The organism is Embleya australiensis (genome assembly GCF_051903075.1).
Taxonomy (GTDB): domain Bacteria; phylum Actinomycetota; class Actinomycetes; order Streptomycetales; family Streptomycetaceae; genus Embleya.
Window position 1 is genome coordinate 4,833,242 of record NZ_CP182422.1, and the last position, 26,152, is coordinate 4,859,393.

At 72.4% G+C, this 26,152-nt stretch carries 26 protein-coding genes and 1 tRNA gene; 14 read left to right on the top strand and 13 right to left on the bottom strand.

All coding sequences use genetic code 11. From position 1 onward, the window contains the following. Window positions 1-58: 58 nt before the first annotated feature. Window positions 59-274: a hypothetical protein gene (locus ACMXN5_RS21085; protein ID WP_395787643.1), complete on the bottom strand. Its 216-nt coding sequence runs from the start codon at window positions 272-274 to the stop codon at window positions 59-61. 366 nt (window positions 275-640) lie between these two features. Here ACMXN5_RS21085 and ACMXN5_RS21090 point away from each other — a divergent pair. Both ACMXN5_RS21090 and ACMXN5_RS21095 read left to right on the top strand, forming a co-directional pair. Beyond that, window positions 641-717 (top strand) — tRNA-Met (locus ACMXN5_RS21090). 144 nt (window positions 718-861) lie between these two features. Further along, on the top strand, window positions 862-2,802 hold the full coding sequence (locus ACMXN5_RS21095; protein ID WP_439676537.1) for a tetratricopeptide repeat protein: 1,941 nt from the start codon (window positions 862-864) through the stop codon (window positions 2,800-2,802). A 413-nt stretch (window positions 2,803-3,215) separates the two neighbouring features. Here the strand turns inward: ACMXN5_RS21095 and ACMXN5_RS21100 are convergent, their stop codons facing one another. Then, window positions 3,216-3,641 (bottom strand): Fur family transcriptional regulator, encoded by a 426-nt coding sequence (locus ACMXN5_RS21100; protein ID WP_439676538.1) that lies wholly within the window; start codon window positions 3,639-3,641, stop codon window positions 3,216-3,218. A gap of 118 nt (window positions 3,642-3,759) precedes the next feature. On the opposite strand from ACMXN5_RS21100, the gene ACMXN5_RS21105 reads away from it, so the two are divergent. Further along, window positions 3,760-5,223: a catalase gene (locus tag ACMXN5_RS21105; RefSeq protein WP_439676539.1), complete on the top strand. Its 1,464-nt coding sequence runs from the start codon at window positions 3,760-3,762 to the stop codon at window positions 5,221-5,223. A gap of 120 nt (window positions 5,224-5,343) precedes the next feature. On the opposite strand, the gene ACMXN5_RS21110 is transcribed toward ACMXN5_RS21105, so the two are convergent. Together ACMXN5_RS21110 and hisN are read right to left on the bottom strand one after the other, a co-directional pair. After that, a complete protein-coding gene (locus ACMXN5_RS21110) occupies window positions 5,344-5,745 on the bottom strand; it encodes a CBS domain-containing protein (protein ID WP_380042681.1) in 402 nt (133 codons plus the stop codon). 160 nt (window positions 5,746-5,905) lie between these two features. After that, the gene (gene hisN, locus ACMXN5_RS21115; RefSeq protein WP_380042682.1) at window positions 5,906-6,703 is read right to left on the bottom strand and encodes a histidinol-phosphatase; all 798 of its coding nucleotides are present in this window, start codon (window positions 6,701-6,703) and stop codon (window positions 5,906-5,908) included. A gap of 192 nt (window positions 6,704-6,895) precedes the next feature. Between hisN and ACMXN5_RS21120 the strand changes: the two genes are divergently transcribed. From ACMXN5_RS21120 to ACMXN5_RS21130, 3 genes are all read left to right on the top strand, one after another. Next, on the top strand, window positions 6,896-7,384 hold the full coding sequence (locus tag ACMXN5_RS21120; RefSeq protein ID WP_439676540.1) for a hypothetical protein: 489 nt from the start codon (window positions 6,896-6,898) through the stop codon (window positions 7,382-7,384). Window positions 7,385-7,473: 89 nt separating this feature from the next. Further along, window positions 7,474-8,163 carry an HAD family hydrolase gene (locus tag ACMXN5_RS21125; RefSeq protein ID WP_395787653.1) on the top strand — a complete coding sequence of 230 codons (690 nt, stop codon included), beginning with the start codon at window positions 7,474-7,476 and terminating at the stop codon, window positions 8,161-8,163. 73 nt (window positions 8,164-8,236) lie between these two features. Next, entirely contained in the window at window positions 8,237-8,782 is a 546-nt protein-coding gene (locus tag ACMXN5_RS21130; RefSeq protein WP_395787655.1) for a DUF2087 domain-containing protein, read from the top strand. A gap of 67 nt (window positions 8,783-8,849) precedes the next feature. Here ACMXN5_RS21130 and ACMXN5_RS21135 read toward each other — a convergent pair whose 3' ends face one another. Then, window positions 8,850-9,626, bottom strand: coding sequence for a DUF4097 family beta strand repeat-containing protein (locus tag ACMXN5_RS21135; RefSeq protein WP_439676541.1), 777 nt, complete (start codon window positions 9,624-9,626; stop codon window positions 8,850-8,852). A gap of 267 nt (window positions 9,627-9,893) precedes the next feature. On the opposite strand from ACMXN5_RS21135, the gene ACMXN5_RS21140 reads away from it, so the two are divergent. After that, the gene (locus ACMXN5_RS21140) at window positions 9,894-10,409 is read left to right on the top strand and encodes a DUF2231 domain-containing protein (protein ID WP_439676542.1); all 516 of its coding nucleotides are present in this window, start codon (window positions 9,894-9,896) and stop codon (window positions 10,407-10,409) included. Between the two features lie 25 nt (window positions 10,410-10,434). Here the strand turns inward: ACMXN5_RS21140 and rsgA are convergent, their stop codons facing one another. Continuing rightward, a complete protein-coding gene (gene rsgA, locus ACMXN5_RS21145; RefSeq protein WP_395787661.1) occupies window positions 10,435-11,490 on the bottom strand; it encodes a ribosome small subunit-dependent GTPase A in 1,056 nt (351 codons plus the stop codon). A 13-nt stretch (window positions 11,491-11,503) separates the two neighbouring features. Next, window positions 11,504-12,781: a 3-phosphoshikimate 1-carboxyvinyltransferase gene (aroA, locus tag ACMXN5_RS21150; protein ID WP_439678046.1), complete on the bottom strand. Its 1,278-nt coding sequence runs from the start codon at window positions 12,779-12,781 to the stop codon at window positions 11,504-11,506. 69 nt (window positions 12,782-12,850) lie between these two features. On the opposite strand from aroA, the gene ACMXN5_RS21155 reads away from it, so the two are divergent. The 6 genes from ACMXN5_RS21155 (at window position 12,851) to ACMXN5_RS21180 (ending at window position 18,337) form a co-directional block, all read left to right on the top strand. Continuing rightward, window positions 12,851-13,621: an SOS response-associated peptidase gene (locus tag ACMXN5_RS21155; RefSeq protein WP_395787663.1), complete on the top strand. Its 771-nt coding sequence runs from the start codon at window positions 12,851-12,853 to the stop codon at window positions 13,619-13,621. Between the two features lie 43 nt (window positions 13,622-13,664). Continuing rightward, a complete protein-coding gene (locus tag ACMXN5_RS21160) occupies window positions 13,665-14,303 on the top strand; it encodes an alpha/beta hydrolase family protein (RefSeq protein WP_439676543.1) in 639 nt (212 codons plus the stop codon). Window positions 14,304-14,361: 58 nt separating this feature from the next. Next, window positions 14,362-15,087, top strand: coding sequence for a sigma-70 family RNA polymerase sigma factor (locus tag ACMXN5_RS21165; protein WP_235618548.1), 726 nt, complete (start codon window positions 14,362-14,364; stop codon window positions 15,085-15,087). Beyond that, on the top strand, window positions 15,084-15,401 hold the full coding sequence (rsrA, locus tag ACMXN5_RS21170; RefSeq protein WP_379994774.1) for a mycothiol system anti-sigma-R factor: 318 nt from the start codon (window positions 15,084-15,086) through the stop codon (window positions 15,399-15,401). The genes ACMXN5_RS21165 and rsrA overlap by 4 nt, the downstream gene beginning before the upstream one ends. A gap of 180 nt (window positions 15,402-15,581) precedes the next feature. Then, the gene (locus tag ACMXN5_RS21175; protein WP_439676544.1) at window positions 15,582-16,985 is read left to right on the top strand and encodes an HD-GYP domain-containing protein; all 1,404 of its coding nucleotides are present in this window, start codon (window positions 15,582-15,584) and stop codon (window positions 16,983-16,985) included. Beyond that, window positions 16,982-18,337 carry an HD-GYP domain-containing protein gene (locus tag ACMXN5_RS21180; RefSeq protein ID WP_439676545.1) on the top strand — a complete coding sequence of 452 codons (1,356 nt, stop codon included), beginning with the start codon at window positions 16,982-16,984 and terminating at the stop codon, window positions 18,335-18,337. Before ACMXN5_RS21175 ends, ACMXN5_RS21180 begins: the two co-directional genes overlap by 4 nt. A gap of 582 nt (window positions 18,338-18,919) precedes the next feature. Here the strand turns inward: ACMXN5_RS21180 and bsaP are convergent. From bsaP to ACMXN5_RS21210, 6 genes are all read right to left on the bottom strand, one after another. Next, window positions 18,920-19,114 carry a biotin synthase auxiliary protein BsaP gene (bsaP, locus tag ACMXN5_RS21185; RefSeq protein WP_439676546.1) on the bottom strand — a complete coding sequence of 65 codons (195 nt, stop codon included), beginning with the start codon at window positions 19,112-19,114 and terminating at the stop codon, window positions 18,920-18,922. Between the two features lie 68 nt (window positions 19,115-19,182). Next, window positions 19,183-19,746 carry a GNAT family N-acetyltransferase gene (locus ACMXN5_RS21190; protein ID WP_439676547.1) on the bottom strand — a complete coding sequence of 188 codons (564 nt, stop codon included), beginning with the start codon at window positions 19,744-19,746 and terminating at the stop codon, window positions 19,183-19,185. A 23-nt stretch (window positions 19,747-19,769) separates the two neighbouring features. Then, on the bottom strand, window positions 19,770-21,461 hold the full coding sequence (locus tag ACMXN5_RS21195; RefSeq protein ID WP_439676548.1) for an acetolactate synthase: 1,692 nt from the start codon (window positions 21,459-21,461) through the stop codon (window positions 19,770-19,772). Between the two features lie 137 nt (window positions 21,462-21,598). Continuing rightward, window positions 21,599-22,642 carry a biotin synthase BioB gene (gene bioB / locus ACMXN5_RS21200; RefSeq protein ID WP_380042695.1) on the bottom strand — a complete coding sequence of 348 codons (1,044 nt, stop codon included), beginning with the start codon at window positions 22,640-22,642 and terminating at the stop codon, window positions 21,599-21,601. A gap of 5 nt (window positions 22,643-22,647) precedes the next feature. Continuing rightward, window positions 22,648-23,373 (bottom strand): dethiobiotin synthase, encoded by a 726-nt coding sequence (gene bioD / locus ACMXN5_RS21205; protein ID WP_395787676.1) that lies wholly within the window; start codon window positions 23,371-23,373, stop codon window positions 22,648-22,650. A 258-nt stretch (window positions 23,374-23,631) separates the two neighbouring features. Continuing rightward, entirely contained in the window at window positions 23,632-24,375 is a 744-nt protein-coding gene (locus ACMXN5_RS21210) for a GntR family transcriptional regulator (RefSeq protein ID WP_126637595.1), read from the bottom strand. Between the two features lie 367 nt (window positions 24,376-24,742). On the opposite strand from ACMXN5_RS21210, the gene ACMXN5_RS21215 reads away from it, so the two are divergent. Continuing rightward, window positions 24,743-26,044 carry an extracellular solute-binding protein gene (locus tag ACMXN5_RS21215; protein WP_439676549.1) on the top strand — a complete coding sequence of 434 codons (1,302 nt, stop codon included), beginning with the start codon at window positions 24,743-24,745 and terminating at the stop codon, window positions 26,042-26,044. Window positions 26,045-26,152: the final 108 nt, after the last annotated feature.

Here is a 26,152-nt window from a genome sequence, read left to right on the forward strand (position 1 = left end):
GCCGGGGGTGGCGCACGAGCTGAGGGCGTGGCGGTCTAGAGCCTGAGGGCGTGGCGGTCTAGAGCGCGATCTGGCGGCGGCGCTTGGCGCGCAGCGGTGCCATCAGGGTGACGCGCGCCAGACGGTGTGTGCCGCGCTGTTCGGCACGCGGGACCAGGCTCTGGATTATGGCGGCCGATTCGGCGCTGTTCGCCGTCTCCTGGACGGAGGCACGGCCGATCAGGGCGAGGTGCCGGTCGAGGCGCTCGCCCATGCCGGTTCGGCCTGCGTCCATCGGCGGAACCGGGACTCGGCGCGGCATGCTCGGATGGTCCAATCCTGATATGACCACGACGCAGACCGTACCCCATCGGAGGCGCGCCGTGACGGCTTCCAGCCCCGAGCCGAGACCGGATCGTGTCCGGCGATGGCCGACAATCCGGTTGTGGCGCAATCGAACTCCCGGGCAACCAGGGGTAATTGGGACCAAAGGGGAAGTGATTCGGAGTCGTGGCGGGGTGAGTCGGGTTCACTCCATGGTCTGAATTCGGCCGCGACACTCACGAGTGACGCGTGCCACGCGTGGGGGCGGGCGGCTCGGAGTCGGCGGGGAAGGGATTTGCCTGCCCGGTCGGGGCTGCCGTAAGGTTGTGTTCACCGACGCGGGGTGGAGCAGCTCGGTAGCTCGCTGGGCTCATAACCCAGAGGTCGCAGGTTCAAATCCTGTCCCCGCTACCACATCGAAGGGCCCGGCCATTGCGGCCGGGCCCTTCGTGCATGCCCTCGGACACCGGGTGTTCGCCGACGATTCGTCGCCGGGTGGGGCCGGCTGTTGCCGAATCGCGACTGCATGGATGTGGCCCGAGATGCCACGATGGACACATGGGGGCGTGGAAGGGACATCGCGGACGGCGGGGGGAGCACCCACCGCCGGAGCCCGACGTCTTCGAAACCGTGCCCGAGGGCCCCGACACGGTGGTCCTGGACCGGGGGCGGGCGGCGGCCGCGACGTCTCCGGCGCATCCCGACGAATACGCGGTCCTGGTGCCGTTCCGGCCGCGCCGGCGTGGGCCCGGGGGCAGCGTCGAGGGCCACGAGGCGCTGGATCGGCACGAATCGGCCGAACTCGAACGGCGTTACCGCGAGCGGGCCGCGCGCAGCCCCTCCGCCGCCAACAGCCTCGCCCTGATGTTGCTCGAACGCGACGAGGAGGAAGGGGCGGACGAGGCGGCCGAGTTGCTGCGTCGTGCCGCCGAGGCGGGGCATCGCGGTGCGGCGACCAACCTCGGCGTGCTGATGCACCGTCAGGGGCGGGACGACGCAGCGTCGTTGTGGTGGCACCGGGCGGCCGAGGCGGGCAGTCGGATCGCCGCCTACTCGCTCGGCGCGCTGCTGCTGGACCAGGCCGACGCGGCGCGGGCGAGCGCGGGCGCGGGCGCCGACGTGGGCGCGTATCACGACCTGTCCGGGCAGGGCGTCTACTGGCTGCGCAACGCGGCCGAGTCGGGGCATGTGCGGGCCGCGCTCACGCTGGGCGAGTTCTTCGAGTCGACCGGGCGCCCCGGGGCGGAGCGGTGGTATCGGCGCGCGGCCGAGGCGGGGCATCCGGAGGCGGCCTACCGGCTCGGGCGGATGGGGCAGGAGCGGGACGACGAACGCGCGGCGTCCACGTGGTTCCTGCGCGCGGCCTCGTGTGGGCACGTGCGGGCGGCGGTACGGCTCGCGACCTCGCTGGAGCGGGCGGGGGATGCCGCCGAGGCGATCGGGTGGTATCGGCTGGCGGCCGAGGAGGGTGACGCCGAGGGGGCGCGGGCGCTCGGGTTCCTGCTGCAGGACGCCGGGGACGTCGAGGGCGCGGTGCGATGGTGGCAGGTCGCGGCGGAAGCCGGCGACGGCACGGCGGCCAATGCGCTGGGCGCGTGGTTCGCGTCCAGGGGGAGTTCGAGCGAGGCCGCGCGGTGGTACGAGCGGGCGGCGGCGGCGGGCGAGTGCAACGGGGCCTTCAATCTGGGGCTGTTGCACGCGGAGCACGAGGACGCGCCGGGCGCGGAGCGGTGGTTCCGGATGGCCGCCTACGCGGGACACGGGGACGCGGCCAACGCGCTGGCCGGGATGTTGCTCGAGCGCGGGGACGACGAGGAGGCGCGGATATGGTTCGCGCGGGCCGCCGAGGCGGGCAGCGTGGACGGTTCGTACAACCTGGGCATCCTGCACGCGCGTGGTGGTCACGACGACGCCGCCGAGGTGTGCTGGAGCCGCGCCGCGGCCGCCGGGCACCCGGACGCGGCTTTGCAGATGGGGCTGTTGCTGGAGCGGCGGGGGGATGCCGAGGGGGCGGCGCGCGCGTACGAGACGGCGGCGCGGGCGGAGCGGCCCACGGCGGCGTTCCGGCTCGGGGCGATGCTCGCGGACGCGGGGGCGGTGGAGCAGGCGGAGCGCTGGTACGCGGTGGCGGCGGACGCGGGGCACGTGACGGCGGCGCTGCGGTGCGGGGTGCTGTGTGCGCGGCGGGGTGAGGACAAGCCGGCGGCGCGGCGGTTCAAGGTCGCGGCCGAGGCGGGCAGTGTGTCGGGGGCGTGGAACCTGGCGCTGCTGCATCTGCGGCACGGGGATTCCGACGGCGCGGAGCCGTGGTTGACGGTGGCCGCGCGGGGTGGGCACGGGCGGGCGGCGTTGCGGCTGGTGGTGCTGGCGTTGCGGCGCGGGGATCTGGCCGATGCGGAGCACTGGTGTGGGCCGGCGGTGGCGCATGGTCCTGCGGAGGTCGCGGCGAAGGCGCAGCGGCTGCTGGACGCGTTGCGGGCGGAATCGTTGGCGAGTTGACCGTTGGCGGCCCGGTTCGCCGATGCGGCCCGGGGCCGTGTTGTCCTCAAGCGCCGGACGGGCTGGGTTGGCGCACCTGAGTGGGCAGGTGGCTGCTTCGTGTGTCCTCAAGCGCCGGACGGGCTGGGTTGGGGCGCCTGAGTGGGCAGGTGGCTGTTTCGTGTGTCCTCAGGCGTCGGGCGGACTGGGTTGGGGTGCCTGGGTGGGTGGGTTGGCGTTTGGTGTGTTCTCAGGTGCCGGACGGGCTGGGTTGGGGTGCCTGGGTGGGTGGGTTGGCGTTTGGTGTGTTCTCAGGTGCCGGACGGGCTGGGTTGGGGTGCCTGGGTGGGCAGGTTGGCGTTTGGTGTGTTCTCAGGTGCCGGACGGGCTGGGTTGGGGCGTCCTGGGTGGGCAGGTTGGCGTTTGGTGTGTTCTCAGGTGCTGGGTGGCTGTGTGCAGGTTGGGCATTGGCCGTGGAAGGTGATTTCGGTCTTGGTGATCGTGAAGCCGAGGTGGGCGGCCTCCGGAGGGGTGGGTGCCGGGGTGGATGGTGGGTGTACGTCTCGGATGGTGCCGCATTCGGTGCAGATCAGGTGGTGGTGTGGCCGGTGGGCGTTGGGGTCGTAGCGCTTGGCTCGGGCATCGGTGGTTACCTCGCGGATCTCGCCCATGGCCACGAGGTCGTTGAGGACGTTGTAGACGGTTGCCCTGCTGAGCTCCGGGAGTTGCCGCGCCGCGCGTGTGTGTACCTCGTCGGCGGTCAGGTGGACGTGGTCGCCGGTGAGAACCTCGGCCACCACCCGGCGCTGTGCGGTCAGGCGCCAACCCCGCTCACGTAGTCGTTCCGGGAGGTTGCTCATATGTGAATGGTACAGGTCTTGGGTTAGATCTGGTCTAAATGTTGTTCTGGACAAAGTCTAAAACTGGCTCTAGGTTGGGGGCCGGACGACAGCAGCAACACCAGGGGAGTCACGAACCATGTCGCAGCAGCCGCAGCCGCACGCCCTCACCACCGAATCCGGCGCTCCGGTGGCCGACAACCAGAACAGCCAGACCGCGGGCCCCGGCGGGCCGCTGCTGATCCAGGACCAGTACCTGCTGGAGAAGTTGGCCCGGTTCAACCGCGAGCGCATCCCGGAGCGGGTGGTGCACGCACGCGGGTCCGGCGCGTACGGCCGGTTCGAGGTGACGGCGGACGTGTCCCGGTTCACCAAGGCGCACTTCCTCGCCGAACCCGGCCGCCGTACCGAGGTGTTCGCCCGCTTCTCGACCGTGGCCGGCAACCTCGGCGCCGCCGACGCGGTGCGCGATCCGCGCGGGTTCGCGGTGAAGTTCTATACCGAGGAGGGCAATTACGACCTCGTCGGCAACAACACGCCGATCTTCTTCATCAAGGACCCGCTGAAGTTCCCGGACTTCATCCACACGCAAAAGCGCGACCCGTACACCGGCAGCCAGGAGGCGGACAACGTCTGGGACTTCTGGTCGCACTCGCCGGAGGCCATCCATCAGGTCACCTGGCTGTTCGGGGACCGCGGCATCCCCGCGTCCTACCGGCACATGGACGGCTTCGGCTCGCACACCTACCAGTGGGTCAACGCCGAGGGCGAGGCGTTCTGGGTCAAGTACCACTTCAAGACCGACCAGGGCATCCGGAACCTGACCGCCGAGGCCGCCGCCGAACTGGCCGGGGCCGACCCCGACTCGCACCAGCGGGACCTGGTGAACGCGATCGACGCCGGGGTGAGCCCGTCGTGGACGCTGAAGGTGCAGATCATGCCGGTGGCCGAGGCCGCGACCTACCGGTTCAACCCGTTCGACCTGACCAAGGTGTGGTCGCACGCCGACTATCCGCTGATCGAGGTCGGCCGACTGACCCTCGACCGCAACCCCGACAACGTGTTCGCCGAGGTCGAGCAGGCCGCGTTCAACCCGGCCAACTTCGTGCCCGGGATCGGACCGAGCCCGGACAAGATGCTCCAGGGACGGTTGTTCGCCTACGCCGACGCGCACCGCTACCGCCTCGGCGTCAACCACACCCAGCTCCCGGTCAACGCGCCGCACGCCGCGACCGCCCACAACCACGGGCGGGACGGATACATGGCGACCAACCCGGGCGGTCGGGCCAAGAACTACGAGCCGAACAGCTTCGGCGGCCCGTACGAGAGCGGCGCCCCGCTGTGGGCGTCGACCGAGGTGTCCGGCGCCACCGGCACCCACCCGGCCCCGCTGCACGCGCAGGACGACGACTACGTGCAGGCCGGCGACCTGTACCGGTTGATGACGGCGGACGAGCAGGCCCGCCTGGTGGCCAACCTCGCCGGCTTCCTGGCCAAGGTCTCCCGGGACGACATCATCGACCGGGTCGTGGGCCACTTCCGGGCCGCCGACCGGGATTACGGGGACCGGATCGCGGCGGCCGTGAAGGAGTTGCGCGCCTGACGGCGATCCACCCCCGATGAGCGCGCCGCCCGGTACCCGGACCACGAGTCGGTACCGGGCGGCGTTTCACACGCCCGGACCGGGGGCGGGACGCGGGCGCGCGACGGGCGCCCGCCGGGGTCAACCCACCAATTCCTCGGTGCGCTGTGCCTCGTGGATCTGGCAGCGGACGATGTCGCGGACCGAGATGATCCCCAGCACCTCGCCGTCGTCGAGCACGATCAGATGCCGGAAACCGCCGCGCGTCATCGCCGCCGCCGCGTCGGCCAGCGACCAGGAGGGGGTCGCGAAGACGACGTTCGAGGTGAGGTGGTCACCGGCGAACTCGGTGTCGGGATTCTGGCCGGCGCCGATCGACATCAGGATGTCGCGCTCGGTCAGGATGCCCAGGCCGGACGTCTCGGGGTCGATCACCACCGCCGCGCCGATCTGGCGGGCGGACATCAGGCGCGCGGCGGCGCGCAGGGTGTGGGCCGGGCCGATGGTCAACACGATCGTGCTCATGCCGTCGCGGACGAACATGTGACACCACCTCCGTCGGGGTGTGGGTACAGGGCGGGTGAGCGCTCGAGAAAGAATTCACAAGTTCACAAGCCTTGTTTTCACATGGTCACATGCCCGGGAAGGTCAACGGAAGGTATAGCGGGCAAGTCACTCGAAGGGAGTAGCGCGATCCGCGCGCTCAGAATCCCTCGTGCGGATCGCCCAACCGGGCAAGCAGTTCGTCGTGCAGCAGGCCGTTGGACGCGGCGGCGGTGCCGCCCGCCGGGCCGGGGGAGCCGTCGAGCGAGGTGAACCGGCCACCTGCCTCCTCGACGATCGCCGCCAGCGGCGCGAGGTCCCACAGGTTGACCTCGGGCTCCGCGCACATGTCCACCGCACCCTCGGCGACCAGCATGTACGACCAGAAGTCGCCGTAGGCGCGGGTCCGCCAGCAGGCCCGGGTCAGGTCCAGGAAGTCGTCCATGCGGCCCCGGTCCTCCCAGCCGCCCATGCTGGAGTACGCGAACGACGCGTCCTCGATCGCCGCCACCTGCGACACCCGGCAGCGGGACGCCTGGGACAGGCTGCGCCCGGTCCACGCGCCCGCGCCCTTGGCGGCCCACCAGCGCCGGCCCAGGGCCGGCGCGGAGACCACGCCCATGACCGACTCGTCGCCGTCCATCAGCGCGATCAGGGTGGCCCACACCGGGACGCCCCGGACGAAGTTCTTGGTGCCGTCGATCGGGTCGATCACCCAGCGCCTGGGACCGTGTCCGGACGAGCCGAACTCCTCGCCGAGCACCGCGTCGCGCGGGCGGCCGCGACCGAGTTGGTGCCGGATGATCTCCTCGGCGGCCTTGTCCGCGTCGCTCACCGGAGTCATGTCCGGCTTCGTCTCGACCCGCAGGTCGAGCGCCTTGAAGCGGTCCATGGTGGTCGCGTCGGCGGCGTCCGCGAGGACGTGGGCGAAGCGCAGGTCGTCGTCATAGCCGGGCATGACACGAACAGTACCGGCGAGCGTCGGCGGGTCCGCGCGTCCCGCGCCCACGGACACACTTACGCGCCGTCGCCGTGGCCTCGTACGCTCGTTATGCAGAAAGGAAGCGCGAACGGCGACAGTCGACAACCGTTCATCGGTCGGGCGCGTGTTACGGGTACGAGTCGACGGCGGAGGGGGTGCGGGACCGCGATGGCACTGTTCGGGGTCGGGCGCAGGGCAACACACGGCAGGGAGCCCGTACCGGGACCGGGGCTGGTCCAACCGCGTCGAAGTCTGGACGGGTGGACGCTGGAGGGCACCGCGCTCGCGGATCGTTTCGACCGCGAGGAACTGCGCGAGCTGGCCACGCTGTTGCACGGCGTCGGCGCCGAGATGCGCACCGCCTGGACCTACGAGCGCGCGGCCGATCTGCTGGAGCGGGCCGGTGAGCGCCCGCAGGCGCTGGCCGTGGTGGAGGTGTGGTTCGCGCTGCCCGAGGAGGTGCGGCGGGCCAGTCCGGCCGCGACCCGATCGCTCGGTCGACGCCGCCAGCGGCTGCGCAGCCGGCTCGGCACCCCGCCCGCGCCCGCGGCGGCCATCCCCACCCAGACCAGGACCGCGCCCGCGATACCGGCCAAGCCGGGCACCCCGCCGCCGGTGCCGAGCACGTCCGTGACCGGGCAGGGCACTCGCAAGTGACCCGGCGCGCCCGGCACCGCACGGCGCGCCGGGTGCCCGGGATGCGGCGCGGACGGCCTCGGCGGCCGGCCACGGGCTAGATTTCCGGCATGACCGATCTTGTGCGCTCCCGTCCGCCGGCTTTCGTCTTCGACCTCGACGGGACCCTCGTCGACAGCGTCTACCACCACGTCATGTCGTGGCAGGAAGCGCTCCGCGAGGCCGGCATCGACCTGGCCATGTGGCGGATCCACCGCAAGATCGGGATGAGTGGCGGCCTGTTCGTCCGGGGCATCCAGCGCGAGACGGGGATCGACCTGTCGCCCGAACAGGTCGAGGCGCTGACCGACGCGCACGGGCGCCACTATGCCGCCCGGGTGCCGTTCGTGGAGCCGCTGCCCGGCGCCCCCGAACTGCTGCGCCACCTCACCGAGGTGGGCATCCCGTGGACCATCGCCACCAGCGGCCGCCGGGCCGGGGCCGAGCCGATGCTGGCCAAGCTCGGCGCGCCCGCGGACCTGCCGATGGTCACCCGCGACGAGGTCGCGCGGGCCAAGCCCGACCCCGACCTGTTCCTGGCCGGCGCCGCCAAGCTCGGCGTCGACCCCGCCCAGTGCGTGGTGGTCGGGGACAGCATCTGGGACCTGCTCGCCGCCCGCCGCGCCGGCTCGCTCGGCGTGGGCCTGCTCTCCGGCGGCTACGGTGCCGACGAGCTGGAGCGCGCGCACGCCTTCCGGGTCTACGACGAGCCCGCCGACATGCTGGCGCACATCGACGAGCTGGGCGTACGCGGCGACTGAGTCCCGCACGCATCCGGGTGATCCTGTTCGGTCAAGCCGTCCCGGCCGGGGCGCCACGTCCTACCCTGGGGACATGGGTCCGGCCGACGAACCTGCGGAACTGCTCCGTCTCCTCGCCGACGACGCCCGATTGAAGGTGTTCGCCGCACTGGTCCTGGAGGCTCGTCTCAGCTCCGACATCGCCGATCGGGCCGGCCTGCCTCTGCGGGACACGATCAAGGTGCTGGCCCGGTTCGAATCGGTGGGTCTGGCCGCGCGGGCCGGTGACGGGTGGCACGCGTGTCCCGAGGCGCTGGCCCAGGCGGCGGCGGGGATCGGCGAGGAGCCCGACGACGCGTTCGCCGACCGGGGCCCCGCCGAGGCGGCCGTGTTGCGGACCTACCTCGCGCGTGGCCGGGTCCGGCAGTTGCCCGTACAGCGGGCCAAGCGCCTGGTCGTGCTCGACCACGTCGCCGGCAGCTTCGAACCCGGCGTGCGCTACGAGGAGGCGGAGATCGTGGAGACCCTGCGCCGCTTCATGGACGACCACGCCGCGCTGCGCAGACACCTCGTGGACGAGGGCTTTCTGGGCCGCGAGGGCGGGGTGTACTGGCGCACGGGCGGATCGTTCGTGGTCTGATCCGCCGTCCGGCCGGGGCCGGGGCGGGTCGCGGACGTCCCCCCGTCGGACATCCGCGACCCGCGACTCAGTGCGCCGGAGCGCGGTCGACGGTGATGCCGCCGTTGTCGGTGCGGATGTCGATCGAGCGGGTCGCCCGGGGATCGTCGCCGAGTTCGTTGTCGATGCCGCCGTTGCCGGACTTGGCGCTCACCCGGTACGTGTTCTCGTCGCCGGGCACGGTGACCCGCACGCCGCCGTTGTCGGTGGTCACCTTCACCTTCGCCGGCGCGGTGTCCAGGCGCAGCCGTACCCCGCCGTTGTCGGTGTCGACGATGACCGTGTCGGCGCGCACCCGCGACGTGGTCACGCCCCCGTTGTCGGTGGACAGTTGCAGGTTCCCGGTGCTGTCGGACACGTCGATGTGACCGTTGTCCGTGCTGAACTTCATGTTCTGGCGCAGTCCGCTGGCGCTGATCGCGCCGCTGTCCGAGGACACCTCCAGCGGGATGTCGAGCGGAACCTTGATCCGGTAGGACCCGTCGCACTCCACGTTGATGAAGGTCGGGCAGTTCAACCGCAGTTTGAGGCGGTTGCCGATCAGGCTCCAGGACGGTTCCGCGCCGTTGACGCTGTGCGTGATCTTGCTGTCCACGCTGATCGTCCCGGCCGCGCCCGCTTCGATGGTGACTCCGGCGTCGTCGGTGTCGATGATCAGATCACCGGTGGACAACGTGAAGTCGCGGTGGTCGCGGACGTCGTGGCTGGAGAGCAACGTGAGCCCGGTCCACGCGGCCATCAGGATCCCTCCGATGGCGAACAGCCCACCGAAGAAGATCAAAGACGTCCGAAGCGGCCTTTTCATGACACTCTCCCCGACAGGTGATCCGAAGCTGCCCAAACTGTATGAGCGAGCGTCCCGGGGCCGGCATCCGGCGGTCACCCGAACCCGGGGTAGGGCTGTCCCCCCTGCGCGGTCGGTGACCGGCCCGGCCGGGCGGGTGTTCGACGGCGGCTGAACCCGGGCAGTCTGGGAACCGTTGATCTGTGCGAGGGTCGATACCTTCCCCCGAGTGCCCCCACCCGCCCCGCGATTTCCCCGCGATCCCCGACCGTTCAGGAGAACCGCTTCATGTTCGACACCGTCTCCGGCCTGCCCGTTCACGTCCTGGTCGTGCACTTGGCGGTGGTCATCGTGCCGGCGGCGGCGGTCGCGAGCGTGCTCGTGGCGGTCCGGCGGCCCTGGTTGCTGCGCGTCGGCTGGTGGGTGGTCGGGCTGGACGCGGTCGCCGCGCTGACCTGCTTCGTGGCCAAGGAGAGCGGCGAGAAGCTGCTCGCCCGGCTCGACCGGCTCTCCGACGGCCAACGCGCCGCCGCCGTGCAGACGCACGTGGACCGGGGCTCGGACATGCTCTGGTACACCCTCGGCCTGCTCGGCGTCACGCTGGTGCTGCTCCTGGTCGCCCGGCACCGGGCCGCCGCCACCTTCCGGCCGCGGACGATACCGCCGATCGTGGTGCCGATCGTGGCCGTGCTGACCGCCGCCGCCGCAGTGCTCGCGGTGGTGCAGGTGGTGCGGGTGGGCGAGTCGGGTTCCAAGGCGGTGTGGCACGACACGGTGAAGAACAGCAGCGGTCCGCTGCGCTGATCGCGCGGGTCCGGGCCGGCGAGGGTCAGTCGCCCTCGTCGCGTTCGCGGGTGCGCAGCAGCCGGCGCAGCGAGTAGAGCCGGGCCGGGTCCGCGTGCCCGGCCTCGACCCACGCGTCGAGCCCGCAGTCGGGCTCGTCGTGCGAACACGCGCGCGGGCAGCCCTCGGTGCCGGCCGCGAGGTCGGGGAAGGCGTTGATCACCCGCCCGAGGTCGACGTGGTTGAGGCCGAACGAGCGCACGCCGGGGGTGTCGACCACCCAGCCCCGGTCGGCGCCCGGAGCGCTCGTGTCGCCCGCGAACGGGGGCAGCCGCAGGCTCAGCGCCGAGGTGGTGGTGTGCCGTCCGCGCCCGGTCACCTCGTTGACGTGACCGGTGGCGCGCCGGTGGTCCGGCACCAACTCGTTGACCAGGGTGGTCTTTCCGACGCCGCTGTGCCCGACGAAGACGGTGACCTTGCCGGCCAGCCGGGCCCGGATCGGGTCCAGGTCCCACGCGGACTCGCTCTTGGTGACCACGTGCTCCACGCCGAGGGCGCCGTACATCTCCAACAGCGGGTCGGGGGAGGCGAGATCGGCCTTGGTCAGCACCAGCAGCGGTTCCAGGCCCGCGTCGTAGGCGGCGACCAGACAGCGGTCGATCAGGCGCGGGCGCGGCTCGGGGTCGGCCAGCGCGGTGACGATCGCGAGCTGGTCGGCGTTGGCCACGATGATCCGCTCGTACGGGTCGTCGTCGTCGGCGGTGCGGCGCAGCGTGCTGCGGCGCTCCTCGACCCGGACGATCCGGGCCAGCGAGCCCTCCCCGCCGCTGAGGTCGCCGACGATGGCGACCCGGTCGCCGACCACGACGCCCTTGCGGCCCAGTTCGCGGGCCTTCATCGCGGTGATCGAGCGGTCGGGCGCGTCCTCGTCCTCCAGGAGGCAGGTGTAGCGGCCCCGGTCGACGGTCAGCACCCGGCCCTCGCGGGCGTCTTCGTGCTTGGGTCGGGTCCGGGTGCGCGGGCGTGAGCCGTGCTTGCCCGGACGGATCCGGATGTCGTCCTCGTCGAGGTCCCTGCGTCGGTTGGAGCCGAGTCCCGCCATCGTCCCCGACCCCTCAGCCGCGGCGCGCGCCGAGCATGCGCGTCCACATGCCGGTGAAGTCGGGCAGGGTCTTCGCGGTGGTGGCCACGTTCTCCACCTCCACCCCGGGGACGAGCAGGCCGAGCACCGCCGCGGCGGTGGCCAGCCGATGGTCGTCGTAGGTGTGGAACACCCCGCCGTGTAGCGCGCGCGGCCGGATCTCCAGGCCGTCGTCGATCTCGTTCACGTCGCCGCCGAGGTCGTTGATCTCCTTGACCAGCGCGGCCAGCCGGTCGGTCTCGTGCAGCCGCAGGTGGGCCACGCCGGTCAGCCGGCTGGGGCCGTCGGCCAGCGCCGCCACCGCCGCGATCACGGGGGTCAGCTCGCCGACGTCGTGCAGGTCGGCCTCGATGCCGTGCACCGCGCCGCCGCCGGTCAGGGTCAGCCCCGCCGGGGTGCGCCGGCACGAGCCGCCCATCGCGGTGAAGATCGAGCGCAGCCGGTCGCCGGGCTGCGTGGTGTGCTCGGGCCAGTCGCGCACGGTCACCGAACCGCCGGTGACCAGCGCGGCGGCCAGGAACGGGCCGGCGTTGGACAGGTCCGGCTCGACCACCATGTCGCGGCCGAGCAGCGCGCCGGGGGCGACCCGCCACACGTTCGGCTCGCCGTCGTCGACCCGCGCGCCGGCCGCGCGCAGCATGTCCACGGTCATCGCGATGTGCGTCATCGAGGGCACCGAGGTGCCGGTGTGCCGGACCTCGACGCCGAGGTTGAAGCGCGGCCCGGACAGCAGCAGCGCGCTGACGAACTGGGACGAGGAGGACGCGTCGATGTGCACCACGCCGCCCTCGACCCCGCCGCCGCCCAGCACCGTCATCGGCAGCCGGGCCTCGCCCTCGTCGTCGATCCGGGTGCCCAGGTCGCGCAGTGCGTTGATCACCCCGTCGAGCGGGCGCTCGTAGGAGCGCGGGTCGCCGTCGAAGCGCACCGGCCCCGCGGCGAGCGCGGCCACCGGCGGCAGGAAGCGCATCACCGTGCCGGCGTTGCCGCAGTCCACCACTGCCGGGCCGGCCAGCCGCCCCGGCAGTACGTACCAGTCGTCGCCGCGGTCCTCGATCACCACGCCGAGCGCGCGCAGCCCGGCCGCCATCAGCAGCGTGTCTCGGCTGCGCAGCGGACGACGCACATACCCCGGCCCACCGGCCAGCGCGGCCAGCACGAGGGCGCGGTTGGTCACCGACTTGGACCCGGGCACCTCGACGGTGGCGGTCACGGGAGCGGAGGCAACAGGGGCGGACCACAGCGCAGACATCACGAACCAAGCCTAGTGCGTTGCCGCCCCACCCCCGATTTCGTTTCGGTACGTGGCACTCTGGACGCCATGTGTGGCCGTTATGCGTCCAGCAAGAGCCCCGACGACCTCGTCGAGATGTTCGAGGTCGATCGTTTCGATCCCGCGGACGAGCTTCCGCCGGACTGGAACATCGCCCCGACCAAGCAGGTGTACGCGGTCCTGGAGCGCCCGGTGGAGTCCGGTGGCGCGCCCACCCGGCAACTGCGGTCGGTCAAGTGGGGCCTGGTGCCGTCCTGGGCCAAGGACCCCGGCATGGGCGCCAAGATGATCAACGCCCGCTCCGAGACGGTGCACGAGAAGCCGGCGTATCGGAAGGCGTTCGCCGCGCGGCGGTGCCTGCTGCCGGCCGACGGCTACTTCGAGTGGCACACCCCGGAGACCGCGCCCGACGGCCCCAAGGGCGGCTCGCGCAAGCAGCCGTACTGGATCCACGCGGCCGACGGCAGCGAGGTCGCCTTCGCCGGGTTGTACGAGTGGTGGCGCGATCGTGGGCGGGCCGAGGACGACCCGCTCGCGTGGTTGTGGACGTGCACGATCCTGACCCTGGACGCCGAGCCCGAGCTGGCCCGGATCCACCCGCGGATGCCGCTGGTGCTGACCCGGGACAAGTGGGACGGGTGGCTGGACCCGGCCTGGACCGAGCCGGAGGAGATACGCGGGCTGCTCGTGCCGCCGCCCGCCGGGTTCATGACGGCGCACCCGGTCTCCACGGACGTGAACAACGTGCGCAACAACGCGCCCCACCTGCTCGACGCGATTCCCCCGGACGAGGTCACCGTTGACGCGACGCTCTTCTGAACCGGCGGGACCCGCCGCGGTCGCCGTGCCCGAGGTGTTCGAGGTGGCCACGCCGCCCGGCACCGCGCGGGTGGCGCTGCACCGGGCGACCGTCGCGGCGCGTGCCTGGTTCGTGGCGAGCCACGGCGCGGGCGGCGGGATCGAGGCGCGCGACCTGGCGGCGCTGGCCGCCGCGCTGCCCGCGCGCGGGGTGCACGTGGCCCTGGTCGAGCAGCCGTGGCGGGTCGCCGGCCGCCGGCTCGCGCCGGCGCCCAAGACGTTGGACGCGGGCTGGCTTCCGGTGCTGGAGGAGATCGCCCGGCGCAACACCGCCGAGGCGCTGCCCGTGTTCGGGGCCGGCCGCAGTGCCGGCGCCCGGGTGGCCTGCCGCACCGCGGCGGAGACCGGGGTGGCCGGCGTGGTGGCGCTCGCCTTCCCGCTGCACCCGCCCGGTCGACCGGAGCGTTCGCGCTTGGCTGAACTGCTCGGGGCGGGCGTACCCACCCTGGTGGTGCAGGGCGAACGGGACACGTTCGGTGCGCCGAACGAGTTTCCGAAGGACGGTCCGACCGTGCTCCCCGTGCCGTTCGCGGACCACGGATTCGCCGTACCGAAGCGCGTCGAGATCACTCAGGAAGCGGCGTTGGCGCTGATCACGGCCGGTGTGGGCGATTGGTTGACGGTGCCGAGCACCCGGGAATGATCCGCTGCGGCGACGTGTTCCCACCACTGTCAAGCGTCGACGAGTGGAGGTCGCTCCCATGCTCAAGGCCGCCGGTTCGGTTGTCCGAAACGAGGCACCGTTTCTCGCCTGGCCCGAGTGGGGTGCGGGCACCGATCAGCCTCGGGCGATATCGTCGACTCCTGGCCTGAAGGAGGTGGGTCTCGTAACGGAGACCTTGGAGCAGCAAGACGCGCGGTTCGAGCGGGACGCCCTGCCGTTCCTCGATCAGTTGTACTCGGCGGCGCTGCGGATGACCCGCAACCCGGCCGATGCCGAGGACCTGGTCCAGGAGACGTTCGCGAAGGCGTACGCGTCGTTCCACCAGTTCAAAGAGGGCACCAACCTCAAGGCCTGGCTGTATCGCATCCTGACCAACACCTTCATCAACTCCTACCGTAAGAAGCAGCGGCAGCCGCTGGAATCGCATGCGGAGGAAATCGAGGACTGGCAGCTGCACCGCGCCGAGTCGCACATGTCCACCGGACTGCGCTCGGCCGAGGCGCAGGCACTCGATCACCTGCCCGACTCCGACGTGAAGACGGCCCTCCAGGCCATTCCCGAGGAGTTCCGGATCGCGGTGTACCTCGCCGACGTCGAGGGTTTCGCGTACAAGGAGATCGCGGACATCATGGGTACTCCCATCGGGACCGTGATGTCGCGCCTGCACCGCGGGCGTCGCCAGCTTCGCGATCTGCTGGCCGACTACGCCCGCGAGCGCGGCCTCGTCCCCGCAGGCACCGACCGGAAAGGCTCGGACTCATGAGCTGCGGTGACCACCACGAGGTGGACTGCTCCGAGATCCTCGGGCACCTGTACGAGTACATCGACAACGAGTTGGCCGACGCGGACTGCACCAGCATCCGCACCCACCTCGACGAGTGCTCGCCGTGCCTGGACAAGTACGGCCTCGAGCAGCAGGTGAAGGAGTTGGTGCACCGCTGCTGCGGCCGCGACGAGGTTCCCTCGGAGCTGCGCAACAAGGTGTTGGAGCGGATCAAGCTGGTGCGCGTCGAAGTGGACGCCCAGCGGGTCTCGGTCGAGGAGTCCTCGATCGAGATGGAGCGACCGGGTCGTTGATCCGAGCGGACTCCGGAGGCACCGGATCGCCGACTCGAACGGGCTGTCGAGGCGCGCGGATCCACTGACTCCATCGGGCTAAAAATGGGGCGCATGGTCGGGACAAACCGGGCATGCGCCCCTCCGTCGTTCCCGGGGCGGCCTATTCTCGGTGGTCCGAGCGACCAGTCGAGGAGTCGCATGCGCACGCTGCCGCCGAGCGCCCGAATCCACGTCGGGATCGTGGTGGGCGGGTCCGTGTCCGCGCTCGTCCTGCTTCCGTGGACCGGCGCCGAACCCGATCGACTGGGCGCGCTGGCGGTGTTGTTCGTCGTCTTCGGAGCCGTCGCCCGCGCCCGCCTCGGCGGTCTGTGCGGCGCCCCCGACGGGGTGCTCTTCCCGCTGGTGTGCGCGGGGGTGCTGCTGCTGCCCGCCGGGCCCGCCGCGGCCGTCGTGGTGCCCGGCGTACTGATCGCGCGGTCGCGCACCGCGACCATGGTCACCCGTCTGGCGCACGCCGCCCACCTGGTGCTCGCCGTCGCGGTGGCCGCCCGAGTGTACGAACTCCTGGACGGATCACGGTATCCGTCCGCCGCCGAGCTGCCCGAGGGCCTGGTGCCGCCGGCCGCGGCGGGGGTGGCGCTCTACCTGGTGAGCGGACTGTTCGACACCGTCGCGGTCGGTGTGGCCGAGGGCGCCGTGCGACCGCAGGTGCTGCGCGAGGTGTTCGTGCGCTCGGCCGGCTGGCGACTGGGCTCGGTGCCGATAGCGCTGATGATGGCGGTGTTGTGGCAGCAGCGACTGGGCGTGTTCGCCGCCGTGTTGGTGCTGCTCCCGCTGTATGTGGCCTTCTGGGCCTACGTGCAGCAGGCCTGCGAGCGGGCGGCGCACGAGGCGACGGTGCGCACCCTGGTGCGGGCGGTGGAGATCAAGGACGGCTACACCCGCGGCCACAGTGAACGGGTGGCCCGCGCCTCGGTGTTGATCGGCCGCCGGCTCGGCATGCGCGAGGACCGGGTGCGCTGCCTGCGCTACGCGGGGATCCTGCACGACGTCGGCAAACTGGGGGTGTCCACCCGGGTGTTGACCAAGCCGGGGCGGCTGGACCCCGACGAGGTGCGCGAGATGCAGCGGCACCCGGTGACCGGTGCCGCGATGGTGGCCGACCTGACCTTCCTCGGCGAGGCGCGCGCGGGCATCCTGCACCACCACGAACGGATGGACGGACGCGGCTACCCGGCGGGTCTGGCCGGCGCCGAGATCCCCGAGTTCGCGCGGGTGATCGCGGTCGCGGACGCGTTCGACTCGATGACCTCGACCCGGTCGTATCGGCCCGCGCGCGGCGCCGAGGCGGCGATGGCCGAGCTGCGCCGATGCAGCGGGACCCAGTTCGACCCGCGGATGGTCGAGGCGTTGGCCGAGGCGCTGGACCGACACGGTTGGCCGGAGGGGGAGGTGCGGGACCGGGTGCCCGCGCCGCGCGGGAAACCGCGTGCGGAGGGCCGGCCGGGGATCCCCTCGGCGGACACCTCCTCCGACGCCTGCCGGGACGGGGTCTCGGACACCCATTCGGTGGCGCGCGAGCGGGTCGGTGGCGGATCGTGATCGCGGTGACCCGGGTCCGGCGCGCGCCGGGCGGTCCGGCCGCGCGGTCGCGGGCGCATACCCGCACCCTCGTGCTCGGGCTTGGCGCGCTCGCGGCGGTGGCCGCGGTGGCCGGCACCGCGGCCCGGGGCGTGGTGCAGCCCTGGTACGCGCTGGTGTTCGGCCTGGTGATCGCGGTCGGCGAGGCGGCCCGGGTGACGCTGCCCGGCAGCCGGGAGAGCGCTCCACTGGGCGCGGCCGGCGCGCTGGCCTACGCCCTGCTGCCGGACGTGCACGGCACGGTGTCCCGGCACGGCGTGCTCCAGGTGGTCGCGGTGGTCGGCGTCGCGCTGCTCGCGGGCACCCTGCCGCACGTGGCGCGCGGGCGGGCGCCGGATCCCGCGTACGTGGCCCGGCGCCTGCTCGCGGCGGCGTTCGCCGCGACGCTGTTCCGGCCGCTGTACGCGGCGGGCGGGCTCGATCCGGTGATGGCGCACGGCTGGGCGTACGGCACGTTCCTGGTCTTGGTGGTGCTGCTGACCGTGCTGTGCGACGCGGTGGTGGTGGCCATGGTCCGGGTGGGCGGTCCGTTCTGTCCCGCGCTGCTGGCCGAACTGCGGGCGCTCGGCGCGGGCCCGGGCATCCGCGGGCGGATCGGGGCGGACGGCGGGGACGGCGGTCGGGTGTCGGGCGGGCCGGCCGGGATCGGCACCGCCGTGGGCGCCACCGGGATGCTGATCGCGCTGTCCACCGGCGCGCTGGGGCTGTGGGCGGTGCCGGTGTTCTGCGTGCCGTCGCTGCTGGTGTTGCTGTCCTTCCGGCGCTGCGCCGCGATCGGGCAGGTGCACCGGCAGACCGTCGAGGCGCTGTCCCGGCTGCCCGAGGCGGCGGGGTGCGGCTCGCCCGGACACGCGGCCCGGGTGGGCGAGTTGGCCCACGCGGTCGGGGTGGATCTGGGGCTGGGCGAGGTGGAACTGCGCGAACTGGCCTACGCGGCGCGGATGCACGACATCGGGCAGCTGGCGCTGGCCGACCCGGTGCCCGGCGGCACCACGCTCGACCTGCCCGTCGCCGAACAGCGTCGGATCGCCCGGCTGGGCGCGGAGGTGATCCGGGAGAGCGGCGTCCTGGACCGGGTGGCGACCATCGTGGCCGCGCAGGCCGATCCGTACCGCGACGAGAGCGCGGCACCGCCGCCGCCCCTGGCCAGTCGGATCATCAGGGTGGCCAACGCCTACGACGACCTGCTCGCGTCCGCCGACGACCTCGGCGCGCGGCGCGAGGTGTTCGCCCGGCTGCGCGCGGAGGCGGCCGGGGCCTACGACCCGCGGGTGGTCGAGGCACTGGCGCAGGTGCTCGAACGGGCCGGCTGAGCGCCGGGGCCTCCGGCCGAGTGCCGGGGCCTCCGGCCGAGTGCGCAAGCCGAGCCGCGATGGCCCCCGGCCGGACCGAGACGAGCCCCGGCCGAACCGCGATGCGCGTCGGTCGGATCGAGGTGCACCCGCCGGATCGGGCCGGACACCGGTCGGACCGAGGCGGCTGCCGGTCGGACCGCGATGGGCGCCGGCCGGATCGAGGTGCACCCGCCGGACCGAGGTGGACACCGGTGGGACCGGGCGAGTCCCGGTCGGGCCGCGATGGGCGTCGGGCGGATCGAGGTGCACCCGTCGGACCGAGGTGGTCAACGGTGGGACCGGGCGAGTCCCGGTCGGGCTGCGGTGGGCGCCGGCCGGATCGAGGCGCGCACCGCCGGATCTGGCCGGACAGGCGTCGGGCCGAGACGAGGCCCGGCCGGGTCGCGATGGGCGTCGGGCGGAGCGAGGTGCACCCGTCGGGCCGAGGTGGTCAACGGTGGGACCGGGCGAGTCCCGGTCGGGCTGCGGTGGGTGCCGGGCGGGGCGACGTGCGCACCGTCGGATCGGGGCGGACGTGCGTCGGGTCGTGACGAGTGTTGGTCAGATCGCGGTGAGCACTCCGTGTTCGACGCACTTGGCGGTCCAACCGCGCGGGGTCACCTGTACGGTCATCCGCCGCTGGCACTGGCCGCAGTAGCGCGGCGGCTCGAGTTCGCGGCGCCGCACACAGTCGTCGTGCGCGGCGCCGGCAAGCTGCTCGCCGCAGTGGTCGCAGAAGGCTGCAATGGTGGTCACGGCCGTAGATTACGGCCCTGGTCCCGGCGGCCCGACCGGACACCCCCGGCCGCGACGGCCGGCCGCGGTCAGCCCTGCGGGGTCTCGCGCAGGTCCTTGAGGTAGCAGATCAGCTCCACCTCGGGCGCCGGCCACCAGTCCCGCTCGGGCGCGCGGTGGAAGCCCATGCGGCCGTAGAGCCGGTGCGCGGCGCGCATGTCCCACACGGTGGAGATCGCCACGGCGGTGAAGTGGTACTTGCGAGCGCGCTCCAGGCACGCCTCGACGAGCGCCTCGCCGATGCCGCGCCCGCGCGCGGACGGGGCGACCGCGAGCATCCGGAACTCGCCCTCGCCCTCGCGGGAGACCTCCGCGTAGGCGCTGCCGGGCAGGACGAACGCGACGGTGCCCAGGATCTCGCCGGTGTGCTCGTCCACGGCCACGAGCAGTTCGGAGTTCTCCGCGCGGTGCGCGGCCTTGCGCAGGTCGTTGACGTAGTCCTGGTCGGAGGCGACCAGTCCCGCGTAGCCGGCGATGGTCACCTCGCCGACCGCCTCGTACTCCTCCGGACGGGCCTGGCGGATGCGGACGCCGGTCGGCGCGGGGTGATGGTCGTGGGGTCGGGCCGCGGCGGCGGAGCCAGGGGGATTCATAGCCGTCCAGTTTACGCCGCGAATCACACGCCCATGGTCGAGCGTGGGTAGACCGCCTCCGGATCGGTGAGCACGTTCACCAGATAGGGCACCCCGGAGGCGAACGCGCGGCGCAGCGCGGGGGCGATCTGCTCGGGCCGGGCGACCGTCTCGCCCGCGCCGCCCAGCGCCCGCACCACGTCGTCGTAGCGGGTGCTCGGCGCCAGATCGGCGGCCACGTGGTGGCCGTAGAGCATCCGCATCGGGTGCTTCTCCAGGGCCCAGCACCCGTTGTTGCCGACGATCAGCACCACCGGCAGCCGATGCCGGACCAGGGTGTCCACGTCCATCAGGGAAAAGCCCGCCGCGCCGTCCCCGAGCAGCAGCACCACCTGCGCCGAGGGCCGGGCCAGCCGGGCGCCGAGCGCGTAGCCCAGGCCGGTGCCCAGGCAGCCGTAGGGGCCCGCGTCCAGCCAGCCGCCAGGGCGGGCGGGCTCGATGTACTTGCCCGCGTAGGACACGAAGTCGCCGCCGTCGCCGATCACCACCGCGTCCTCGTCGAGCAGGCGCAGCAGTTCGCCGTGCACGCGCGCGGGATGGATCGGTCGGCCGGCGCCGGCGAGCAGCGGCGCGTCGGACTGTGCGGCGGTACGGGCCGCGGCGCGCACGTGGGCGGCCCAGTCGCGGTACATGCCGACCCGCCCGACCCGCTCCCACGCCGCGGTGAGCGCGTCGAACAGGGCGCTCAGGTCGCCGCAGGCGCGTACCGCGCAGTGCCCGTGCGCGGTCGCCTCGGGCGGCGCGTCGGCCAGGTGCACCACCCGGGCGGGCGGCCCGCCGCCCTGCCCGCCGAAGCCGCCGTAGGACAGCCGGAAGTCCAGCGGCGCACCCGCCACCAGGACCAGGTCGGCGCCGCCGAGCGCGCCGACCCGGGCCCGACCGGCGAGCAGCGGGTGGCCGGCCGGCAATACGCCCCGGCCCATGCCGTTGGCCACTACCGGCAGGCCGATCGTTTCGGCGGCCCGGCGGGCGGCGTGCTCGGCGCCGCCGATCCACACGTCCTGGCCGAGCACCAGGACCGGGCGGGCGGCGCGCACCAGCAGGTCGGCGATCACCGCGACCAGGTCCGGGTCGGGCAGTACGGGCGCGGGCCGCGCGGCGGCCGGCAGCGTCACCTCGGCCCGGTCGTAGAGCACGTCCATCGGTACGTCCAGGAAGACCGGGCCGCGGTGCGGGCTGTTCGCCAGGACCAGCGCGGCGTCCACCTCGGTGGCGATCCGGTCGGTGTCGTGCACGGTGGCCGCGCGTTTCGTGATCGACGCGAGCAGCGGGGGGTGGTCGAGTTCCTGGAGCGCGCCCGAGCCCCAGCGGAACGCCGGCGCCCTGCCGCCCAGGACCAGCATCGGCGAGCCGTTGAACCAGGCGGTGGCCACCGCGCTGATCCCGTTGGTGACGCCGGGGCCCGCGGTGAGCACGGCCAGGCCCGGTCGGCGGGTGAGCTTGGCGGTCGCCTCGGCGGCGAACACGGCGGTCTGCTCGTGCCGTACGTCGATCACCCGCAGCGCCGGCTCCGCGCCGACGGCGCCGTCGTAGAGCGGGAAGACATGGCCTCCCGACAGGGTGAACATGGTGTCGATCCCGTGTGCCCGGGCGGCGGCGACCGCGAGCGCCCCGCCGTGCCCCTCGACCGTCCCGCTCGCGGGTACCCGGCCCCCGGCCCCTCGTCGTGCGCGCATGCCCGGCCTCCGTCGCCGTAGACGCCGCCACCCTCGTGTGCCGGGGGGAAACCTATCCGCGCGCGCCCGACGGGCAGTAGAGGGGCCGGCGCCGGCGGCCCCCGGGTCGGGGTGGGGGCCGCGGGCGGGCGAGGTGGCTACAGGGTCTGGTTGAGCGCCTTGACCGGCATGCTCAGTTCGTCGAGCAGGGCCAGGTCGGCGTCGGCGGTGCGGCCCAGGGTGGTGAGGTAGTTGCCGACGATCACCGCGTTGATCCCGCCGAGCAGGCCGTCGCGCGTGCCGAGGTCGCCGAGCGCGATCTCGCGCCCGCCCGCGTAGCGCAGGATGGTCCGGGGCAGGGCGAGCCGGAAGGCGCCGATGATCCGCAGCGCCTCGCGCGGCTCCAGCACCTTCTGGTCGGCGAACGGGGTGCCCGGGCGCGGGTTGAGGAAGTTCAGCGGCACCTCGTCCGGCTCCAGCTCGGCCAGCTGGCCGGCGAACTCGGCGCGCTGCTCGACCGACTCGCCCATGCCGACGATGCCGCCGCAGCACACCTCCATGCCCGCCGCGCGCACCATCCGCAGGGTGTCCCAGCGCTCCTCCCACGTGTGGGTGGTGACCACGTTGGTGAAGTACGACTTCGCCGTCTCCAGGTTGTGGTTGTAGCGGTGGATGCCCATGTCGGCCAGCTCGTCGACCTGCTCCTGGGTGAGCATGCCGAGGGAGGCGGCGATGTTGATGTCGACGACCTCGCGGATCGCCGCGACGCCCTCGCGCATCTGCTTCATCAGGCGTGCGTCGGGGCCGCGCACCGCGGCCACGATGCAGAACTCGGTGGCGCCGGTCGCTGCGGTCTCCTTCGCCGCCTCCACGAGGGAGGGGATGTCGAGCCAGGCGGCCCGCACGGGGGAGGGGAACAGGCCGGACTGCGAGCAGAAGTGGCAGTCCTCGGGGCAGCCGCCGGTCTTGACCGAGACGATGCCCTCGACCTCGACCTCGGGCCCGCAGTGCCGGACCCGAACCTCGTGCGCGAGCTGGAGCAGTTCCTCCAGCCGGTCGTCGGGCAGGGTCAGCACGGCCAGCACCTGTTCGGCGCTCAGGCCGCGACCCTGCTCCAGCACCTGGTGTCGGGCCACGGCCAGGATGTCGTCGGTCCCGGTCTGCGTACGGTCGTCGAGGGCGGTGTCGAGGGATTCCGTCATGTGGCTCACCTTGCGGTCGGATCCTGTGCGGCGCGGAACGCGGCCGGGTCGAAGGTACCCCCCAGGGCGGGGGCCAGACTCGCGCGGGCCGTGAGCAGGAAGTCGGCCGGGTGCAGCGAACCGGCACCGGCGGGCAGTACGCCGGCCAGTGGCCGGGCGGCCAGCGTCTCCAGATCCCGGACGTTGCAGCGCATCGCCAGGTCGGGCTCGTTCGGCCAGGCGCCGATCACCACGCCGACCAGGTCGACTCCCCGATGGGCCAACGATTCCAGGGTGAGCGCGGTGTGGTTGAGGGTGCCGAGGTCGGGGCGGGCTACCACGAGCACGCCCGCCCTGAGCTCGTGCGCGAGGTCGGCGATCGTGGTGCCGTCGTCGTCGAAGCGCACGAGCAGGCCGCCCGCGCCCTCGACCACCACGAGGTCGGTCTCCTTGGCCAGCGCGCGGACCCGGTCGGCGACCCCGTACAGGTCCACCGGCGGCAGACCGGAGACCCGGGAGGCGGCGGCGGGGGAGAGCGGGTCGGGGTAGCGGGAGTATTCGTGCAGGTCGGTCACCCCGGCCAGGCGCCGCACGTCGGCGAGGTCGCCCGGCTCGTCGGGCGCCACGCCCGTCTGCGAGGGCTTGACCACCGCGACGGAGCCGCCGCGCACCGCGGCGATGGCGGCGACGGCCGCCGTGACGATCGTCTTGCCCACCCCGGTGTCGGTGCCGGTCACCACGAGAACGCTCATGACGGTCCAGGGTAGGGGGACCTTGGGCCCGCCGTTCGTGGACCTTTGGCGCCGGCCGCGAGGCGCGCCGGCGAGGCATGATCGAAGTGGTGGGTGCGTGGTCCGGCGGGGCCGCGCACGACACCGGACGAGCGGCCCTTTGCACGGGGCTGTGGGAGTGAACGGCAATCCTCCGGCGATCGGCCGGACGGTCCGGGTGGGCCCGGGCCGTCCGGCCGATCGCATGTGTTCGAAGGGACCGCCGGCGCGCTCACCGGCTCATTCCTGGGGGCGGCGCAGGCGGGCGACGAACTTGTACCGGTCGCCGCGGTAGACGGATCGCACCCATTCGACCGGTTCGCCGTCGGTGTCGAAGCTGTGCCGGGACAGCAGCAGCAGCGGCAGGCCCACGTCGGTACCGAGCAGTCCGGCCTCGCGCGGGGTGGCCATCGCGGTTTCGATGGTCTCCTCGGCCTCGGCGAGATGGACGTCGAAACCGGCCGACAGGGCCCGATACAGCGAGTTGTGCTTGGCCAGGTGCTTGCGCAACCCGGGGAAGCGCTTGGTGGACAGGTGCGTGGTCTCGATGGCCATCGGCTCGGAGTTGGCCAGCCGCAGGCGCTCGATGCGCAGCACGCGGTTGCCGGGTCGGATGGCGAGCCGCTCCGCGAGGTGGTCGTCGCAGGTGATGTAGCCGATCTCGATCAGCCGCGAGGTCGGTTCCAGGCCCTGGGCCTGCATGTCCTCGGTGTACGACGTCAGCTGGAGGCTCTGCGCCACCTTGGGCTTGGCGACGAAGGTGCCCCGGCCCTGGGCGCGCTCCAGGCGCCCCTCGATGACCAGCTCCTGAAGCGCCTGGCGCACGGTGGTGCGGGAGATGTCGAACTGCGCCGCGAGGGTGCGCTCGGGTGGCACGGGCGTGCCCGGTGGCTGGGTGTTGGTCAGCTCCTGAAGATGGCGCTTGAGGCGGTAGTACTTGGGCACGCGAGCGCTCGGCTCGAGGCCGGCGTCGCCTCCCGCCATCGCACTGTCCGCCGTGGTCGTGATCACGTGTTCCGCCGTCACCGGTGCCCTCCTGACACGTTCGGTCCCCATCGTGGCACGACCACCGATCCCCCCAGGACCAGGAGCGCGGATGTCGGTCCGATAACGGCGTGCCTTCGCCGTCTACGGAACCTTGACACCCCAATTGGTCTATGCCAACCTCCGAAATGGTCTAAACCATTGATGGTCACCGCGCAACCCTCGTCCCTGGGGCGTCGGTGTTTTCCCATTTCGAGTCCCCTCCCCAGTGGGGGACTCGGTCGGTCCGCGCACCTCACGGATCCGACGGGCGAATATCGACGACTTCATACCGAACTGCGGTGCCCGACATCCTGAGGAGGATGTAGTGAAGCGTCGTCTTCTCGTCGCGGCCGGTGTCGCGGCGGCGCTGACCGGTGTTGCCGCCTGTGGGTCCGACAGCAGCAGCGATGACAACAAGAAGGAAACCAAGGCACCGGGCGCGAGCGCGCCGGCCGCGGGCAACGGCAAGACCGTTCGCGTCTGGCTGATGAAGGGCTCCGCCCCCGACGACTACATCGCCGCGCTGAAGACCAAGTTCGAGGCGGACCACCCGGGCGCCAAGCTGGACGTGCAGATCCAGCAGTGGAACGGTATCGGTCAGAAGATCACCGGCGCCCTCGCCAGCAACGACGCCCCCGACGTCGTCGAGGCGGGCAACACCCAGATCGCCCAGTACGGCGCCTCGGGCGGTCTGAAGGACCTCAGCTCCAAGGTCAACGAGCTCGGTGGCAAGGACTGGCTGACCGGCCTGTCCGACCCGGGCAAGGTCGACGGCAAGACCTACGGCATCCCGTTCTACGCCGCCAACCGTGTCGTGATCTACAACAAGGACCTCTTCGCGAAGGCCGGCATCACCACACCGCCGAAGACCCGCGCCGAGTGGCTCGACGTCACCACCCGCCTCAACACCGGCGACCAGCAGGGCATCTACCTGCCCGGTCAGAACTGGTACTTCTACTCGGGTCTGCTCAAGGACGAGGGCGCGGACATCGCGACCAAGTCCGGCAGCGCGTGGAAGGCCAACCTCGACGGCGCCCCGGCCGTGGCCGCCGCCGGCTTCTACAAGCAGCTCCAGGCGCTCGGCAAGGCCGCCAAGGACGGCGACGAGAAGACCCAGCCCGAGGTCCTCGCGGCCGACGGCGGCAAGATCGCCCAGTTCATCGCCGTTCCGGGCGAGGCCGAGACGATCATCAAGTCGAACCCGGCCCTGAAGGACAAGTTCGGCTTCTTCCCGATCCCGGGCAAGGACGCGAGCAAGGCCGGTGCCACCCTCACCGGTGGTTCCGACCTGATGGTCCCCGAGGCGTCGAAGAACCAGGACCTGGCCTACGACGTCATCAAGCTGATCAACAGCGACGAGTGGCAGACCAAGCTCGCGCAGGCGACCAAGCAGCTCCCGAACAAGACCACGCTCGCCAGTGCGGTCACCGCCGACCCGGGCGGCGCGGCGATGATGGAGGGCGCGAAGAACGGCTTCGCCACCCCCAACTCGCCGAACTGGGCCTCCGTCGAGGAGAACAACCCGATCAAGGCGTACCTCACCAAGGTGATGACCGGTGGCGACGCGGCCGCGGCCGGCAAGGAAGCCAACGCGTCGATCGAGAAGACGCTGAACACCAAGAACTGACCCGCACCACCCGCCCGGACCGCTGAGCGGATCGGGTGATGAACAGTTCGGCCGAACGGTCGGCTCCCGCCGCGGGGTACTCCTCCGCGGCGGGACCGGCCCGGCCCA

Coding starts and splice junctions, on each gene's coding strand:
- aroA (WP_439678046.1), bottom strand. CDS start 12,781: ATGTCTGCGCTGTGGTCCGCCCCTGTTGCCTCCGCTCCCGTGACCGCC.
- ACMXN5_RS21175 (WP_439676544.1), top strand. CDS start 15,582: ATGCGCACGCTGCCGCCGAGCGCCCGAATCCACGTCGGGATCGTGGTG.
- ACMXN5_RS21210 (WP_126637595.1), bottom strand. CDS start 24,375: ATGGCGGGAGGCGACGCCGGCCTCGAGCCGAGCGCTCGCGTGCCCAAG.
- ACMXN5_RS21135 (WP_439676541.1), bottom strand. CDS start 9,626: ATGAAAAGGCCGCTTCGGACGTCTTTGATCTTCTTCGGTGGGCTGTTC.
- ACMXN5_RS21155 (WP_395787663.1), top strand. CDS start 12,851: ATGTGTGGCCGTTATGCGTCCAGCAAGAGCCCCGACGACCTCGTCGAG.
- ACMXN5_RS21085 (WP_395787643.1), bottom strand. CDS start 274: ATGGACGCAGGCCGAACCGGCATGGGCGAGCGCCTCGACCGGCACCTC.
- bioB (WP_380042695.1), bottom strand. CDS start 22,642: ATGACGGAATCCCTCGACACCGCCCTCGACGACCGTACGCAGACCGGG.
- rsrA (WP_379994774.1), top strand. CDS start 15,084: ATGAGCTGCGGTGACCACCACGAGGTGGACTGCTCCGAGATCCTCGGG.
- bioD (WP_395787676.1), bottom strand. CDS start 23,373: ATGAGCGTTCTCGTGGTGACCGGCACCGACACCGGGGTGGGCAAGACG.
- ACMXN5_RS21130 (WP_395787655.1), top strand. CDS start 8,237: ATGGGTCCGGCCGACGAACCTGCGGAACTGCTCCGTCTCCTCGCCGAC.
- ACMXN5_RS21095 (WP_439676537.1), top strand. CDS start 862: ATGGGGGCGTGGAAGGGACATCGCGGACGGCGGGGGGAGCACCCACCG.
- ACMXN5_RS21100 (WP_439676538.1), bottom strand. CDS start 3,641: ATGAGCAACCTCCCGGAACGACTACGTGAGCGGGGTTGGCGCCTGACC.
- rsgA (WP_395787661.1), bottom strand. CDS start 11,490: ATGGCGGGACTCGGCTCCAACCGACGCAGGGACCTCGACGAGGACGAC.
- hisN (WP_380042682.1), bottom strand. CDS start 6,703: ATGCCCGGCTATGACGACGACCTGCGCTTCGCCCACGTCCTCGCGGAC.
- ACMXN5_RS21105 (WP_439676539.1), top strand. CDS start 3,760: ATGTCGCAGCAGCCGCAGCCGCACGCCCTCACCACCGAATCCGGCGCT.
- ACMXN5_RS21195 (WP_439676548.1), bottom strand. CDS start 21,461: ATGCGCGCACGACGAGGGGCCGGGGGCCGGGTACCCGCGAGCGGGACG.
- ACMXN5_RS21140 (WP_439676542.1), top strand. CDS start 9,894: ATGTTCGACACCGTCTCCGGCCTGCCCGTTCACGTCCTGGTCGTGCAC.
- ACMXN5_RS21190 (WP_439676547.1), bottom strand. CDS start 19,746: ATGAATCCCCCTGGCTCCGCCGCCGCGGCCCGACCCCACGACCATCAC.
- ACMXN5_RS21120 (WP_439676540.1), top strand. CDS start 6,896: ATGGCACTGTTCGGGGTCGGGCGCAGGGCAACACACGGCAGGGAGCCC.
- ACMXN5_RS21125 (WP_395787653.1), top strand. CDS start 7,474: ATGACCGATCTTGTGCGCTCCCGTCCGCCGGCTTTCGTCTTCGACCTC.
- ACMXN5_RS21110 (WP_380042681.1), bottom strand. CDS start 5,745: ATGTTCGTCCGCGACGGCATGAGCACGATCGTGTTGACCATCGGCCCG.
- ACMXN5_RS21165 (WP_235618548.1), top strand. CDS start 14,362: ATGCTCAAGGCCGCCGGTTCGGTTGTCCGAAACGAGGCACCGTTTCTC.